The 15,815-nt window shown below is 70.3% G+C and carries 15 protein-coding genes; 6 read left to right on the top strand and 9 right to left on the bottom strand.

Annotated elements, in window-relative coordinates:
• Positions 1–85: 85 nt before the first annotated feature.
• Complete coding sequence (locus tag RUR_RS23350; protein ID WP_283137301.1) at positions 86–523, top strand: hypothetical protein; 438 nt, start codon at positions 86–88, stop codon at positions 521–523.
• Here RUR_RS23350 and RUR_RS23345 read toward each other — a convergent pair.
• From RUR_RS23345 to RUR_RS23325, 5 genes are all read right to left on the bottom strand, one after another.
• Positions 480–1,886 carry an NAD-dependent malic enzyme gene (locus RUR_RS23345; protein ID WP_283137300.1) on the bottom strand — a complete coding sequence of 469 codons (1,407 nt, stop codon included), beginning with the start codon at positions 1,884–1,886 and terminating at the stop codon, positions 480–482. The genes RUR_RS23350 and RUR_RS23345 overlap by 44 nt on opposite strands.
• A gap of 55 nt (positions 1,887–1,941) precedes the next feature.
• A complete protein-coding gene (locus tag RUR_RS23340; RefSeq protein WP_283137299.1) occupies positions 1,942–2,571 on the bottom strand; it encodes a cytidylate kinase-like family protein in 630 nt (209 codons plus the stop codon).
• Between the two features lie 68 nt (positions 2,572–2,639).
• Complete coding sequence (locus RUR_RS23335; RefSeq protein ID WP_283137298.1) at positions 2,640–3,524, bottom strand: tetratricopeptide repeat protein; 885 nt, start codon at positions 3,522–3,524, stop codon at positions 2,640–2,642.
• 115 nt (positions 3,525–3,639) lie between these two features.
• The gene (gene icmA / locus RUR_RS23330) at positions 3,640–5,313 is read right to left on the bottom strand and encodes a coenzyme B12-dependent isobutyryl-CoA mutase large subunit (RefSeq protein WP_283137297.1); all 1,674 of its coding nucleotides are present in this window, start codon (positions 5,311–5,313) and stop codon (positions 3,640–3,642) included.
• Positions 5,314–5,447: 134 nt separating this feature from the next.
• Complete coding sequence (locus RUR_RS23325) at positions 5,448–5,945, bottom strand: MarR family winged helix-turn-helix transcriptional regulator (RefSeq protein WP_283137906.1); 498 nt, start codon at positions 5,943–5,945, stop codon at positions 5,448–5,450.
• A gap of 405 nt (positions 5,946–6,350) precedes the next feature.
• Between RUR_RS23325 and RUR_RS23320 the strand changes: the two genes are divergently transcribed.
• Together RUR_RS23320 and RUR_RS23315 are read left to right on the top strand one after the other, a co-directional pair.
• The gene (locus RUR_RS23320; protein WP_283137296.1) at positions 6,351–7,610 is read left to right on the top strand and encodes a hypothetical protein; all 1,260 of its coding nucleotides are present in this window, start codon (positions 6,351–6,353) and stop codon (positions 7,608–7,610) included.
• Between the two features lie 48 nt (positions 7,611–7,658).
• Positions 7,659–8,327, top strand: a complete 669-nt coding sequence (locus RUR_RS23315; protein WP_283137295.1) for a DUF4230 domain-containing protein — start codon at positions 7,659–7,661, stop codon at positions 8,325–8,327.
• Here the strand turns inward: RUR_RS23315 and RUR_RS23310 are convergent.
• The 3 genes from RUR_RS23310 to RUR_RS23300 form a co-directional block, all read right to left on the bottom strand.
• Positions 8,324–8,866, bottom strand: a complete 543-nt coding sequence (locus RUR_RS23310) for an HdeD family acid-resistance protein (protein ID WP_283137294.1) — start codon at positions 8,864–8,866, stop codon at positions 8,324–8,326. The two genes, RUR_RS23315 and RUR_RS23310, sit on opposite strands and share 4 nt — an antisense overlap.
• A 542-nt stretch (positions 8,867–9,408) precedes the next feature.
• Entirely contained in the window at positions 9,409–10,380 is a 972-nt protein-coding gene (gene meaB, locus RUR_RS23305; RefSeq protein WP_283137293.1) for a methylmalonyl Co-A mutase-associated GTPase MeaB, read from the bottom strand.
• Positions 10,381–10,481: 101 nt separating this feature from the next.
• Positions 10,482–11,663, bottom strand: a complete 1,182-nt coding sequence (locus tag RUR_RS23300; RefSeq protein ID WP_283137292.1) for an acetyl-CoA C-acetyltransferase — start codon at positions 11,661–11,663, stop codon at positions 10,482–10,484.
• Between the two features lie 81 nt (positions 11,664–11,744).
• Between RUR_RS23300 and mce the strand changes: the two genes are divergently transcribed.
• From mce to RUR_RS23285, 3 genes are all read left to right on the top strand, one after another.
• Complete coding sequence (gene mce, locus RUR_RS23295) at positions 11,745–12,170, top strand: methylmalonyl-CoA epimerase (protein ID WP_283137291.1); 426 nt, start codon at positions 11,745–11,747, stop codon at positions 12,168–12,170.
• 240 nt (positions 12,171–12,410) lie between these two features.
• The gene (locus RUR_RS23290) at positions 12,411–13,715 is read left to right on the top strand and encodes a DivIVA domain-containing protein (RefSeq protein WP_283137290.1); all 1,305 of its coding nucleotides are present in this window, start codon (positions 12,411–12,413) and stop codon (positions 13,713–13,715) included.
• A gap of 263 nt (positions 13,716–13,978) precedes the next feature.
• Positions 13,979–15,013: an AI-2E family transporter gene (locus RUR_RS23285; protein WP_283137289.1), complete on the top strand. Its 1,035-nt coding sequence runs from the start codon at positions 13,979–13,981 to the stop codon at positions 15,011–15,013.
• On the opposite strand, the gene RUR_RS23280 is transcribed toward RUR_RS23285, so the two are convergent.
• A complete protein-coding gene (locus RUR_RS23280; protein ID WP_283137288.1) occupies positions 15,010–15,813 on the bottom strand; it encodes an alpha/beta fold hydrolase in 804 nt (267 codons plus the stop codon). The two genes, RUR_RS23285 and RUR_RS23280, sit on opposite strands and share 4 nt — an antisense overlap.
• Positions 15,814–15,815: the final 2 nt, after the last annotated feature.

Raw genomic sequence — 15,815 nt, 5'->3', positions numbered from 1 at the left:
GATGGGCCGCACGACCTTCGTACTATGTGCAACGTTATTGGCTTTTTTCCTAGGATCACCGGCATATGCCGCCGAGAAGGACGAGTTGGAGACCACCGTCGGCGTGGTCCAGTGCCCCCGGCGGATCGCCCCGGTCACCGTCCGCAACGCCGGGACGACCAGGACCGCCTACACGATCCACCGCGACGGGCGCACCGTGGGTGCGGGGAGCCTGGCCCCCGGACAGCGGACGACCACCAGGGTCCCGGTCCCCGGGAAGAGCGCCGACATCTCCGTCCGCGCCGGGGACTACCGGGCCGGTGCCCAGGTACGGGCCGACTGCGCGAGCCGCAAGCAGGCCGGGAACCCGCCGGTGGACCGCCTCCCCCGGACCGGTCCCCCGACCGATCTGCTCGCCCGGCTCGCCACCGGGGTCGCCCTCCTCATGACGGGCGCCCTGCTCTGGTGGTACGGCAGCGTGTGGCCCCGGGAGGGCAGGCTCAGATCTCGGTGGTCCTGGGCCGGCCGCCCGCGGAATCCCTGACCGCGGCGGCGACGGCCTGGGTCACCTCGGCGTGGAAGACGCTCGGCACGATGTAGTTCGGCCCGAGCTCCTCGTCGGTCACCACCCCGGCGAGCGCCCCGGCGGCGGCCAGCAGCATCGCGTCGGTGATGGTGTTCGCCTGGGCGTCCAGCAGGCCTCGGAAGACCCCGGGGAAGGCCAGCACGTTGTTGATCTGGTTGGGGTAGTCGGAGCGGCCCGTCGCCACCACCGCGGCGTGCTCGCGGGCGTCGTCCGGGTTGACCTCCGGCTCGGGGTTGGCGAGCGCGAACACCACCGCGTCCTTGGCCATCGTGGCGATGTCGTCCCCGGTCAGGATGCCGGGCGCGGAGACGCCGATGAAGACGTCGGCGCCGCGGACCGCGTCCGTCAGCGCGCCGGTCATACCGTCGCGGTTGGTGTTCTCGGCGATCCAGCGGAGCGAGGAGTCCAGGTCGTCCCTGCCGAGGTGGACCACCCCGCGGTAGTCGCAGACCACCAGGTGCTTGGCCCCGGCCGCCATGAGCAGCTTCAGCACGGCGGAGCCCGCCGCCCCGGCGCCGGCGAGCGCGATCCGGACCTCCGAGAGTGGTTTGTCCACCACGCGGAGCGCGTTGGTGAGGGCGGCCAGGACGACGATCGCCGTACCGTGCTGGTCGTCGTGGAAGACCGGGATGTCCAGCAGTTCCCGCAGGCGCCGCTCCACCTCGAAGCAGCGGGGGGCGCTGATGTCCTCCAGGTTGATGCCGCCGAACCCGGGGGCGATCAGCTGCACGGCCCGCACGATCTCGTCCACGTCCTGGGAGTCCAGGCAGATCGGCCAGGCGTCGATCCCGGCGAACCGCTTGAACAGTGCGGCCTTGCCCTCCATCACCGGCAGGGCCGCGGCCGGTCCGAGGTTGCCGAGGCCGAGCACCGCCGAGCCGTCGGTGACGACGGCGACGCTGTTGCGCTTGATGGTGAGGCGACGGGCGTCGGCGGGGTTGCGCGCGATGGCCTGCGAGACCCGGGCGACCCCCGGGGTGTAGGCCATGGAGAGCTCGTCCCGGTTGCGGAGCGGCACCTTGGACTGCATCTCGATCTTGCCGCCGAGATGCATGAGGAAGGTCCGGTCGCTCACCTTGTGGATGGCGACGCCCTCGACCTTCTCCAGCGCGTCGACGATGGCCTGGGCGTGCTCGGTGTCCCTGGCCGCACAGGTGACGTCGATGCGGAGCTTCTCGTGCCCCGCGGTGGTCACGTCGAGCGCGGTGACGACGCCGCCGGCGTTCTCGACCGCGTGGGTGAGCTGGCTTACGGCCTTACCGCCTGCGGGCACCTCAAGACGAACGGTGATCGAGTAGGACACGCTGGGCACAGTGGCCACGTCATCCACTCCTTCGGGGTATGACGGGAGAGCACACCACTCTACCGGCAACCGGTCAGCCCATGGCCTCGGCGGCTGTGACGATCATCTCCACACATGTGGGGACCGGAATCACCGTACTGTCGATCACCAGGTGGTAAAGGGAGGAATCCGCGGGGTCGGTGCGGTAGAAATGCCGCACGTAGGCGCGTCTGGCCCGATCGTTCTCCTCGATGAGCCGCCGTGCCTCCCGGAGCGGGACGCCCATGAGGGCCGCGGTCTGGGCGGCCCGCCGCTCCGCCGGGGCGTCCAGCCGGACGTGCAGGGCCCCGGGGTGGTCCCGGAGCACGAGCGCGCCGGCCCGGCCGAGGATCACGCCGCCGCGCAGCAGCACCGTCTCCTTGATGACCTTCTCGGTACGGCTGACGAACTCCCCCGCGGGGACGTACGCCGCCTCCGGCAGGTAGACGTCGATGCCGCCGAAGGTCACGGTCGGCAGCCGGACCGCGTTGGCGAGGATGCGGCCGATGAACCCCTCGGCCCGGTCGTCGTGGGCGAGCGCCTCCTCCAGGCTGCACCCGACCTCGGTCGCCACGGCGCCGGGGATCGCCCGGTCGACGAACGGCACCCTGAGCTGCTCCGCCACCGCGGGCCCGATGACGTTGCCGCCGGTGCCGAAGGTCGCCGAAATTGTGACGACTTGCATATAGGAGACATTCCCCCTAAATCGCCACTCAGCCCCGGTGAACCCCGTGAGTTCACCGGGGTGAACCCCTAAAACAGGGCGTTCGACAGGTTCCGCCGAGCCGCGGCCAGCCGGGGATCCGCGGCGGGCAGCGCCTCGAACAGCGAGAGCAGATGCGTCCGTACGGCGTCCCGGTCCGCGCCGGAGGTCCGGCGCACCACGGCGACCAGCCGGTCGAAGGCGAGGTCGACGTCGCCCATGAGCATCTCCAGGTCGGCGGCCTGCTTCTGCGCCTCCACGTCCGACGGGTCCTTCTCCGTGCGGAGCCGTACCCGCTCCGGGTCCAGGTGCTCGGTCCGGCGGATCAGCCCGATCCCGGCCAGCCCGATCCTGGCGTTCTCGTCGCCGGGAGAGCGTGCCTGAAGCCGCCGGTACGCCGCGGCGGCGGCGTCCAGGTCGCCCCGGTCCACCGCCTCCTCGGCGGCGAGGATGTCCGGATCCACCTGGGGCACCGCCTCATCGGCCCCGGCGTCCGGAGCCTCGGCCAAGTGCGGGGCGAGCTGCTGGAAGAGCTGGTCGATCGCCTGGCGAAGCTGCTGCTCGGGGATCGCTCCCTGGAAGAACGGCATCATCTGCCCCTGGAAGACCACGTACACGGTCGGGATGCTCTGCACCCGGGCCGCCTGCGCGATCTGCGGATTCGCCTCGACATCGATCTTGGCCAGCACCCAGCGGCCCTTGGCCTCCGCCGCCAGCTTCTCCAGCAACGGGCTCAGTTGCTTGCACGGCTCGCACCAGGACGCCCAGAAGTCGACGATCACCGGGGTGCGGAGGGAGCGCTCGACGACCTCGGTGTTGAAGGTCGCGTCGGTGACGTCGATCACGTGGGACCCCGCCGTACCCGGCGATTCCGCGGCGGCGGCCTGGCGGCGGGCCGCGCTCTCCGCCGCCGCCTTGCGGGCGCCGAGATCCACGGCACCGTAAAGCGACCCTGGTCGAGTGATGTCCGATGGCCTCATGACTCCAATCCTGCCGTATCCCCGCAGGACTTCGGTTCATCGGGCCGGGAAAGACCGCCGGAGACCGCGGTCAGAATCGCGCGGGCTCGGTGTAACCCCCCCAGACGTCCCGCAACGCGTCGCAGATCTCCCCGAGGGTGGCCTCCGCCCGGACCGCCGCCAGCATCGGCGGGATCGTGTTGCCGGACGACCTGGCCGCGGCGACCAGCCCGGACAGGGCCGCCTCGACCGCGGCGCCGTCCCGGGCCGCCCGGCGACCGGCGAGAGTCCTGCGCTGGTCGAGCTCGACCTCGTGGCTCACCCGGAGGATCTCCAGCGGCTCCTCGTCGGTGTTGGTGTGCGCGTTGACCCCGACGACCCGCTTCTCCCCCTTCTCCACCTTGCTCTGGTAGACGAAGGCCGACTCGGCGATCTCGGCCATGAACCAGCCTTCCTCGATCCCCCGCAGGATCCCGGCGGTCATGGAGCCGTCCGAGCCCATGTCCCGGATCACGGTGAAGATCCGCTCGGCCTCCGCCTCCAGCCGGTCGGTGAGCGCCTCCACGTACCAGGAGCCGCCCAGCGGGTCGGCCACGTTCACCACCCCGGTCTCCTCCAGCAGCACCTGCTGGGTCCGGAGCGCGATCGCGGCGGCCCGCTCCGACGGCAGGGCCAGGACCTCGTCCAGCGCGTTGGTGTGCAGCGAGTTGGTCCCGCCGAGGATCGCCGCGAGGGCCTCGACGGCCGTACGGACGATGTTGTTGTCCGGCTGCTGCGCGGTGAGGGACACCCCGGCGGTCTGGGTGTGGAAGCGCAGCCACTGCGCTTTGTCCGTGCGCGCGCCGTACGTCTCCCGCATCCAACGGGCCCAGATCCGCCGCGCGGCCCGGAACTTGGCGATCTCCTCGAAGAAGTCGACGTGCGCGTCGAAGAAGAACGAGAGCCCCGGGGCGAAGACGTCGACGTCGAGGCCGCGGCTCAGGCCGAGTTCGACGTAGCCGAAGCCGTCGGCGAGGGTGAAGGCGAGCTCCTGGGCGGCCGTGGCCCCGGCCTCCCGGATGTGGTAGCCGGAGACGCTGAGCGGCTTGTACGCCGGGATCTCCGCGGCGCAGAACTCCATCAGGTCCCCGATGAGCCGCAGATGCGGCTCAGGCGGGAAGAGCCACTCCTTCTGCGCGATGTACTCCTTGAAGATGTCGGTCTGGAGGGTGCCGTTGAGCACGTGGTGCGGCACCCCCTGCCGCTCGGCCGCCACCAGGTACATGCAGAAGACCGGGACGGCGGGACCGCTGATCGTCATCGAGGTCGTGACGTCGCCGAGCGGGATCCCGTCGAAGAGGACGTCCATGTCCAGGGCGGAGTCGATCGCCACGCCGCAGTGCCCGACCTCGCCGAGGGAGCGGGGGTCGTCGGAGTCGCGCCCCATCAGGGTCGGCATGTCGAAGGCGACGCTGAGGCCGCCGCCGCCGGCCGCCAGGATCATCTTGTAGCGCTCGTTGGTCTGCACCGCGTTGCCGAAACCGGCGAACTGCCGGATCGTCCAGGTGCGGCCCCGGTAGCCGGTCGGGTACAGGCCCCGGGTGAACGGGTACTCCCCCGGCCAGCCGATCCGCTCGAACCCGGGGACGTCCGTGCCCGCGGAAGGCCCGTAGACGGGGTCGAGTTCGAGCCCGGACAGGGTGGTGAAGTCGGCTTCCCGCCGCCGCGACGCGTCGTAGCGCGCCTGCCAGCGGGCCCGACCGGCCTCGATGTCTCCTGCGTCCATGGACCATCCCTTTCACAGCTGGTACGGCCTGCGCCTTGTGAGCCGGTTCCGTACGGCCGGTGCGGCGCGCGCCGGTGCGGCGGCAGGCACCGGAGTCGTGGCTCCCCCATGAATACTAGGACGTCCAACTAATTTCAGCCAGTGGCAAAATCCCCCGCGGCCACCCGAAGCACGCGGAGCAGGTCAAACATCTCCGATAACTCATCCTCGCCATAGGCCGACATCCCAAACTCGGCCGCCATCAGATCGGCGGTCGCCCGCCGTACCACCTCACGGCCCGCCGGGGTGATCTCGGCCAGCACGCCCCGGCCGTCCCGCGGATTGGGCATCCGGCGGACGAGGCCCACCCGCTCCAGCCGGTGCACGGTGTTGGTGACGCTCGTCGGATGCACCATGAGCCGCTCCCCGATCTTGGACAGCGGCAGCGAACCCCGGCTGCTGAAGCTGAGCAGCACCAGCGCCTCATAGCGGGCGAAGGTCAGATCGTACGGCTTGAGCAGCGTGTCCAGTTGCGCGATCAAGATCTGGTGCGCTCTCATGATCGAGGTGACTGCGGCCATGGCGGGGGACGGGCCGAAGTGGACGCGCCACTGCTCCGCGGCGCGCTCGATGGGGTCGAAAGGGAGGTTCAGCCCCTTGACCCCCGGCGGCGCGGCGTCCGGGGTGGAGGCGGATGCGGGGACTGGGGTGGAACCGGGGTCGGAATGGGACACAGCGCTACCGTAGCGTGCCCTACCCGTACAGCCCTGACAACACCTGAACGTATCCCTTCACCTGGGCAAACACATCATTGGTGAATCACCCGGGAAAGACTTTGAACACCAGCGGCGGGTACCAAGCCCCCGTTATGGTTGGCGCGTCGAAAGGTGAGGCGATGGCAAAGCGGTGGGGCCCGCGCGTCGCCGGACGGGGGAGTCTGCTCATGCAATGGGGGGGTTCCGAGGGCGTGCCCTCGGACGGCGAAGTCCGCACAGGGTCCGGCCCGGCGTGGTCCGGCCGGGACGGTGCCTGAGCACCCGGACACTTCACGGGGTGAATTGCGCTACGGCGCCGTCATCGCCCTCTCGCTGCTGGCCGTACTCGGCCTGATCGCCGCGTGGAGTGTCCTGATCCCAGGAGTCGCCGATTGGGAGAACCTCGTCGCCGCGATCATCGGGTCGCTCCGCCTGACCGGGCCGGTCGCCACCGCGTTCGCGGCCTGGGCCGCGATCCGGCGGCGGGCGGCCACCCGGGGACGGCGGCTCACCGCCTGGCGGGCGACGCTCTCCCCACTCTCGGTCGTCGCGGTCGTCCTGCTCTCCTTCGCGGTCACCTCGGGCGTCCTGGCGCTGAAGACCCTGCTCAGCGACGAGGTCGGCCGGCTCTGGCCGAGCGGCCTGGTCATGGGGGTCGCCGGGCTCACCCTCTACGTCATGCTCGGCTGGGTCACCGGCTGGCTGATCCCGTTCCCGGTCACCCCCTTCACGGCCGGGGTCGGCTGCCACGTCCTGGTGGTCTGGCTGGCGGACGGACACCGATGGTGGAGCGCCCTCGCGCCCACCACGCCCGAGCCGTACGACCTGTTCGAGCGGATGGAGCCGGACCTCTTCCTCAACCAGACCCTGTGGCTCGCCGGGCTGTCCGTCGCGCTCCTGCTCACCTGGGCGGCCTGGGTCGCCCGGCGGCCCCTGGTGCTCACCTCGGCGACGCTCGCCGTCCTCGTCGCGGGCGGCGGCGCCGCACGGCTGCACGGCGGGCACCCCGCGGTGCCCACCGAGCCGGTCGCCTACACCTGCCAGGAGTGGCCGATCACCGTCTGCGTCCATCCGGGCATGCGGCCGGGCCTGGCGGAGCTGGGGTCGGCCTTCACCGAGCTCGCCGCGCGTCTCAACGGCACCTCGATGGCGTTCAGCCGGGTCGAGCAGCGCTCCCGCGACCACTTCGCCCGGCCGCGGGCGGGCGTGGTCGTCATCCACGTCGACGACCTCTCCCCCGGCTACGCCGGCGAGGCGCGGCGGGAGGTCGTCGCCCGGCTCCCCCGGTCCTGCGGAACCGGCGGCCCCTACGACGCCGTCGTCACCGCCTGGCTGCGCGGCGACCCGCTCCCGGACGGTCCCGGGCCCGAACAGCTCCGGGCCGCGGCCTGGTTCTCCGCGCTGACCGAGGATCAGCGGCGGGACTGGATGCGGACCCACCACCGGGAGTTCACCCTGTGCCGGCTGGGGCCGGGGCATTTCAGCGACACCGCCTATCCGCAGGTGGCCGACCCCAGTGTGACCTGGGGCTACGTCCCGCCGACGCCGGCTCCCGCCCACTAGGGCCGTACCGGAGGTGAAATGCCCCCGCCGCGGGGAAGGAGATCTGTCGTGAAAACAGCTCCGTCCCCCTCCGGCGCGGCCCGCAGGATGCGCCGCCGGCTTGTGATCGCCGTGGTCTCACTGGTCGTCGCGATCGCCGTGATCCTCGGGCTCGGACTGGCCGTGGCCTGGTGGAGCCCCTTCGGGGAGAGCACCGTGGACCGCAGCCAGCCGGTGCTCCTGGAGTCCATCCGCAACCTCAGCCGGTACGAGGCCGCCACCGGCAGTTTCCAGGTCGTCGTGGACCTGGAGAAGGACGCCGCCTGGCTCCCCGACGCGATCAAGGGGAACCGGACCCTGTTCGTCGGGGCGGGCGGGGTCGACGCCTACGTCGACTTCTCCGGGATCGCCGGGGACGGGCTGAAGGTCTCCGCGGACCGCCGGACCGCCGAGTTACGGCTCCCGCGGGCCCAGCTGGAGAAGCCCAGCCTCGACAACGAGCGTTCCTACGTGGTGGCGCAGCAGCGCGGGCTCATCGACCGGTTCCAGGATCTGCTGGCGGGTTCGCCCGCGGACCAGCGGGAGCTCTACCTCCTCGCGGAGAAGAAGATCAACGATGCGGCGCTCGCGAGCGACCTGCGGCGGCGGGCCGAGGAGAACACCAAGTCCATGCTCGGCAACCTGCTGCGCTCACTGGGGTTCACGTCGGTCACGGTGGTCTTCGCCGACAACGTCTAGACGCGGGTGGAGCGGGTCCCCGTCCCGTACACCAGCCCGCGGAACCGCAGGGAGAACACCACCATCGCGATCCCGAAGACGATCGCGTAGATCCCGATCAGCCAGACGACCGCGATCGCGCCCTGCCGGGGAAGGGCGATCATGAAGATACCGAAGACGAACGAGAACGCGCCGGCCAGCGCCAGCAGCCACACGTTGCTGATCTCCCGCCGGAGCGCGACCGCCGCGATGATCTCGAACAGACCGGTGAGGATCGCCCACACCGCGATGAGCACGAGGAGCACGATCGCCGTGATCCCCGGCCAGAACAGGGTGATCAAGCCGATCGCGATGCCGACCACCCCGCCGAGCACGAGGAGCCACCTCGATTCCCGCCCGGCCCGCCCGAACGCGGCGACCAGCCGGAAGATCCCTTCCACCAGGGCGAAGAACCCGAACATCAGAACCAGCGCGAGCACCGTGATCCCCGGCCAGAACAGGGCGAGCAGCCCGAAGAGGATCGCGAGGAGTCCCCGAAGTGTGAGCAGCCACCACGTCATCGCACAGCCCCCGTGCCCCCGGCCCGGTCCCCCCGGCCGGGCGCCTACCAGGGACTATTCCCCAAAACCCGACATCCGAGACATAGCCACCAGTCACCACACCTAACGCGGGTTCCCACCTCCAGGTTCTCCCCGGAACCCGCCTACCCGGGTGACCGGGTGCGCGCTCGAAACGCCCCCGCGATCCGGACTGAGCGATCTTGCGTCGCGCCAGCGGCGCAAGATCACGAGGGAAGACGCGGGTTACCGGCGTTTCGAGCCGGCCGAGCGGAGGCTCGGCCAGAAGGTACAGGCTCTTGACGGCGACCTCTCTTAACGCGGTGAGCACCCCTGGTTGTCACCGCAACCGGACCTACCGGGCCGGGCCGGTAGGAGTGGCCCCGGTCACAACCACGGACGTGCGAACCGCCTTAAGCACGATCAGGCTTACAAGAACAGTGATCGTGCTTGACACGGTTGGCACGTTCAGGTTGTCACCCGGATCGTTCCTACCGGGCCGGGCAGGGTAGGTGTGGCCGCGTCTAAGGCGGTTCCCGCGGCTTCTACGTGGTTCCCGGGCCGGTGACGGCGGCGACGAGTTCGTCGGCGGCGCTGTAGGGGTCGAGGGAGGCGCCGAGCACCCGCTCGGCCAAGGCGTCCAGGCGGCTGTTCCCGTGCAGGTCGCCGAAGCGGGCCCGGAGCGCGGCCACCGCGATCGCCTCGATCTCGTCCCGGACCCGGGCCAGCCGCCTCCGCCGCAGCTCCCCCGACTCCGACAGCCAGGCGAAGTGCTTGTCGAGAGCTTCCAGGAGCTCCTGGGCGCCCTCGCCCCGAGAGGCGACGGTCGACACGATCGGCGGGCGCCACCCCGATTCGCCCACGCCGAGGGCGAGCATGTTGCGCAGGTCGCGGACGGTCGACTGGGCGCCGTCGCGGTCCGCCTTGTTGACCACGAAGACGTCGGCGATCTCCAGGATGCCGGCTTTGGCCGCCTGGATGCCGTCCCCCATCCCCGGGGCGAGCAGCACGATCGTGGTGTCGGCCAGCGAGGCGATCTCGACCTCGGCCTGACCCACGCCCACGGTCTCGACGAGGACCACGTCGTACCCGCAGGCGTCCAGGACCCGCAGCGCCTGCGGTGTCGTCCAGGACAGGCCGCCCAGGTGCCCGCGGCTCGCCATGGACCTGATGAAGACCCCGGGATCGGTGGCGTGGTCCTGCATCCGCACCCGGTCGCCGAGGAGCGCGCCCCCGGTGAACGGCGAGGAGGGGTCGACGGCGAGCACGCCCACACGCCGGCCCTGCGCCCGGAACGCCTTGACCAGCATCGACGTGGAGGTCGACTTGCCGACGCCGGGGGATCCGGTGAGGCCGACGACCTGAGCGGTGCGGGTGCGCTCGCCGTCCCGGCACAGGGCGGCCATGATCGGCCGCAACGCCGGGGACCCGTTCTCCACCAATGTGATCAAACGGCCCACGGACCGCTGCCGCCCGGCCTTCGCCCCGCGGACCAGCCCCTCGACGTCGACGGTCACCGAACAACCTCCCTGTTCTCGCCCGGCCGTCCGGGCGCCCTCCACCGGAGCGGCACGCCTGCGCCCGGCCGCGCGCCGCCGTACCGTGCCAAGCCGCGCGGTCAGGGCACGGTGATGATCAGAGCGTCGCCCTGGCCGCCGCCGCCGCACAGCCCGGCCGCGCCGATCCCGCCGCCGCGCCGCTTGAGCTCGTAGGCCAGGCTCAGCACGATCCGGGCCCCGGAGGCCCCGATCGGGTGCCCGAGGGCGATCCCGCCGCCGTTCACGTTGACCCGGTCGAGCGGGACACCGAGTTCCCGGGCCGACTGGAGCGCGACCGCCGCGAACGCCTCGTTGATCTCCAGCAGGTCAAGGCGGTCCACGTCGAGCCCCTGCTTGCCCAGGGCGTGCTTGATCGCGTTGGCCGGCTGGGACTGGAGGGAGTTGTCCGGCCCCGCCACGTTGCCGTGCGCGCCGATCTCGGCGATCCAGGTCAGGCCGAGCTCGACGGCCTTCGCCTTGGACATGACCACGACGGCGCACGCCCCGTCGGAGATCTGGGACGCCGAGCCCGCGGTGATCGTGCCGTCCTTGGCGAAGGCGGGCTTCAGCCGGGCGAGCGACTCCGCCGTGGTGTCGGGCCGGATCCCCTCGTCGGCGACGACCCGGATCGGCTCACCGCGCCGCTGCGGCACCTCGACGGGGACGATCTCCTCGTCGAACGCGCCGTTCTTCTGGGCCGCCGCGGCGAGCTGATGCGACCGGGCGGAGAACTCGTCCTGCTCCTCGCGGGTCAACCGGTACCGGGCGTTGTGCCGCTCCGTCGACTCCCCCATGGAGATCTGGTCGAAGACGTCGGTGAGGCCGTCGAGGGCCATCGAGTCGACGATCCCGGCCGGCCCGTACTTCACGCCGGTGCGCAGGCCGGGGAGGAGGTGCGGCGCGTTCGACATGGACTCCATGCCTCCCGCGACCACGATCTCGAACTCGCCCGCCCGGATAAGCTGGTCGGCGAGGGCGATGGCGTCCAGCCCGGAGAGGCAGACCTTGTTGACGGTGAGCGAGGGGACGGTCAGCGGGATGCCCGCGTGCACGGCCGCCTGGCGCGAGGGGATCTGCCCGGCGCCGGCCTGCAGGACCTGGCCCATGATCACATACTCCACCTGCCCCGGCTCGACCCCCGCCCGGTCCAGCGCCGCCTTGATGGCGATGCCGCCGAGCCGGACGGCCGGGAAGCCGGAGAGGGAGCCGAGAAGCCGTCCGACGGGCGTACGGGCTCCGGCGACGATCACAGACGTTGACATGAGGGGCCTCCCGACGGAGTCAACCAGACGTTTGCCAACATACCCATATCGGTGAAACGACCCGACGGAGGGCCACACGCTATGTTTCTGCGCATCGACCATGTGGGGATCGCCTGCCACGATCTGGAGAAGACCATAGCCCTCTACGAGTCGACGTTCGGGGTGACCGTCGTCGCCAGGGAGGTCAACGAGGAGCAGGGCGTGCGCGAGGCGATGCTGCACGTCGCGGACGGCGAGGGCGGTGGCTCCTACATCCAGCTTATCGAGCCGCTCGGCCCGGACACCCCGGTCGGCAAGTTCCTCGCCAAGCGCGGCGAGGGGCTGCACCACGTCGCCTACGGGGTGAGCGATGTCCGGGGGGCGTTGACGGAGATCGCCGCGACCGGGGTACGCTTGATCGACAAGAATCCCAGACACGGTTCAATGGGAAGCTCCATTGCATTTCTGCATCCAAAAGATGTCGGCGGAGTGTTGACCGAGCTCGTTCAAGCCCGACAGGCCGAATAGCGGGATCGATGGCGCGGGAGGCGTTCGCCGTACTAGGCTCCCGGCACGAGACTTCGGCGTCCGAAATCACTTATTCGTGACAAATCGTGCGGGAAGTTGGTAGGAGCCTCCAACGCGGCATCATAAGAGTACGCTGCCTACCAACCAGACGTGGGATTCCCTTAGGATCACCGCCTCGGATGTCCTTTTATTTCCACGCCCGGCCCGAGTAGCCGTCTCGACAACCCAGGATCGAGCCTCATGCAGTCCGACATCGACGCCCAGCTCAGCAACTTCTTTGAAGACACTCCCCCACGGGAATTCGACGTGGTGCTTCGCGGCTACGACCGTCACCAAGTCGAAGACCACCTGAATCAGATCAACGGCGACCTTCGCCAGTCGAGGGAGCAGATCATCGCGCTCCAGCGCGAGCTGTCCGACTCCCAACGGCAGTTGCAGGAGCAGGAGCGCCCGACGTACTCCGGACTCGGCGCCCGTATCGAGCAGCTGCTCAGGCTCGCCGAGGAGCAGGCTACCGAGCTCGTTCAGGCCGCGCGATCCGAGGCCAACGAGATCAAGGCGGCCGCCAAGGTCGACGCGGCCGAGCTCCGCGCCACCGCGGAGAACGAGGCCGCGGAGAAGCGTGCGCTGGCCACCCGCGAGGCGGACGACATGCGCAGCACTGCCGACCGCGAGGCGGACGAGATCCGCTCCACGGCGCGCCGCGAGTCCGACGAGCTGACCTCCACCACCGAGCGCGAGGTCGCCAAGCTCCGGGCCACCGCCGACCACGAGGTCGCCGAGAAGCGCGCCAGCGCCGAGCGCGAGATCGCCAAACTTCGGACGACCACCGAGCGCGAGGTCGCCCAGCTCCGCGCCTCCACCAAGCGCGAGCGCGACGAGGTGCTCACCACCGCCAAGCGGCAGGCCGACGAGATGCGGGCGCAGGCCCAGCGCGTGCTGGAGGAGAGCGAGGCCCAGCGCGCCCAGGCCGAGGCGGAGTTCGAGATCCAGCTCGCCTCCCGCCGGGAGGAGGCCGAGCGCCAGGAGGCCGACCGCCACGCGAGCGCGCAGGCCGCCACGCAGAAGCTCGTCGCCGAGGCCGAGCAGCGCGCGGCGACCGCCGAGCAGCGGGCCACCAAGGCCACCCAGCAGGCCGAGCAGACCCGGCGCGAGGCGGACACCCACGCCAAGCAGCTGCTCGCCAACGCCCGCAAGAACGCCGACCAGGTCCTCAGCGAGGCCAAGTCCGCGGCCGAGCACCTGCTCAGCGAGACCCGGAGCGAGGCCGACCGGGTGCGCACCGCGGCGCAGCGCCAGGTGGACGACCTCACCCGTCAGCGGGACAGCATCACCAGCCACCTCGCCCAGCTCCGTCAGCTGCTCGGCGGCGCCCCCATGCCGAGCATGGAGGAGCCGGCCGTCACCGCGGCTCCGCCCAAGCCGGCGCTCCCCACGGGGAACTCCTCCGGCGGCGGCGGGGAGAAGGCCGTGACCTCGGCCAAGCCGTCCCCGCCCCCGGCGGCCACCAAGACCAAGGACGACTCGGAGTGGTGGCAGGAGTAATCCTTCGGGCGAGGGTGTAAACCCTTAGAGATACCTGGGAGTCAGTCACGGGGAGGGCCTCATCGAGGCTCTCCCCGTTTCTCTGTCCCGCACCCCAGGGGACAAATAACATCAAATCACCCATATAGTGCTAAATCTACACTTCCCATCCTTAGATATAGGCGGGCATGGACCAGGCAGCAGTGGAGACAGGAATGCCAGAAGACGGACCCAATACCGCCATAAAACTACCCAAAAACGATGAAAACCTCCCATTTGGCCCGTTGGGTAAGCCGCTCGGGCAGAGTCCGTTCATCTTCGGACTCACCGGCGCACTGGGGGTGCTCACCGCGTGGCTGATCGGACAGGCCCTCGTCGGCTCCCGCAGCGTGATCATGCTGATCATCGTCTCGCTCTTCCTGGCGATCGGGCTCAACCCGGCCGTGGAGGCGCTGCACGGGCGGCTCATCTCCCGGCGCTGGGCGATCTCACTGGTCTTCGCCGGGGTCATCGGCTTCTTCGTGGTCTTCGGATTCGCGATCGTGCCCCCGGTCAGCACGGAGATGGGGGACTTCGTCCGGGCGGTCCCCGGTTACGTCTCCGAGCTGCTGGCCAACCCCACGCTCAAGCAGCTGGACAACGACTACCAGATCATCACCAAGCTCCAGGAGTACATCACCAGCGGCGGACTGGGCGCCACCGTGGCGGGCGGCATCCTCGGCGTGGGCGCGGTCGTCCTCAACGCGTTCTTCTCCGCGTTCACCGTCCTCGTGCTCACGCTGTACTTCCTCGGCTCGCTCACCCACATCAAGGAGTTCTTCCTCAGCCTGGTGCCGAGGAGCCGCCGCGACCGGACCGGCCTGATCACCGACGAGATCCTCAAGGGCATCGGCGGATACGTCGCCGGAAACCTCCTCATCTCCGTCATCGCGGGCGTGGTCTCCTACGTCTTCCTGCTGATCGCCGGAGCCGAGTACGCCCTCGCCCTGGCGTTGATCATCGCGGTCACCGACCTGATCCCCATGGTCGGCGCCACGATCGGAGCCGTCCTGGTCACCGGGGTCGGCTTCCTCCAGTCGATCCCGATCGGCATCGCCTGCGCGATCTTCTTCGTCGTCTACCAGCAGGTCGAGAACTACGTGCTCTATCCCAAGGTGATGAAGCGCTCCGTCGACGTGGCGCCCGCCGTCACCGTCATCGCCGCGCTCTTCGGCGGTGCGCTCATGGGGGTGATCGGGGCCCTGCTGGCGATCCCCATCGCCGCTGCGGTGACCCTCATCCTCCGGGAGGTCGTCATGCCACGCCAGGAGAGGTGCTAACCGGCGACCTGCTTGACGAAGCCCTCCACCGCCTGATTGAAGAGTTCGGGCTGTTCGACCGCGCTCAGATGCCCGGCCTTCTCGATCAGGGCGAGCCGCCCGTCCGCCACCGCGTCCACCATGGCGTGGGCCTCCCCGACCGGGGTGATCTCGTCCTCCTCACCGACGATCACCAGGACCGGCACCCGCAGCGCGCGCAGCGTCTCGACGGAGTCGGACCGGCCGGCCATCGCCCGCGCCGCCCAGGCGACCGCGCCCGGCGGCGCGGCCTGCATCAGCCCCCGGACCCGGCCCACGACGAGCGCGCGACGCTCCTTGGTGGTGCTCCCCACCAGCTTGGGCAGCAGGTCGCGGACGAGCGGCACCGCGCCGTCCGCCAGCACGGCCTGGGCGAGCCGCTCCCGGCCCTGGCGGACCGCTTCGTCGTCGGCGCCGGCCCGGGTGTCGGCGAGGACGACCCCGGCGACCCGGTCCGGATACCGGCGGCAGAAGGCCATCGTCACATATCCCCCCATCGACAGGCCGCCGACGATCGCCCGTTCGATCCCGGCGGCGTCGAGGAGGGCCAGCACGTCGGCGGCCATGGCGTCCAGGGACGGCTCGTCCACGCCGAGGGCCGAACCGCCGAATCCGCGCAGGTCGGGGGTGATGACCCGGCAGGTGCCCGCAAGGCCCTCCCGCTGGCCGAGCCACATCGCCGACGAGAGGGGGAACGCGTGGAGCAAGACGACCGGGAAGCCGTCACCGGCGGAACGTGAGAAGAGCCGGACGGGCCCCGGCTGATCGATGTTTGACTGCACGG

This window comes from Rhizohabitans arisaemae (assembly GCF_025996515.1).
Taxonomy (GTDB): domain Bacteria; phylum Actinomycetota; class Actinomycetes; order Streptosporangiales; family Streptosporangiaceae; genus Rhizohabitans; species Rhizohabitans arisaemae.
Note: the sequence above shows the minus strand (reverse complement) of the source record. Positions and strands in the feature narration are given on the sequence as shown.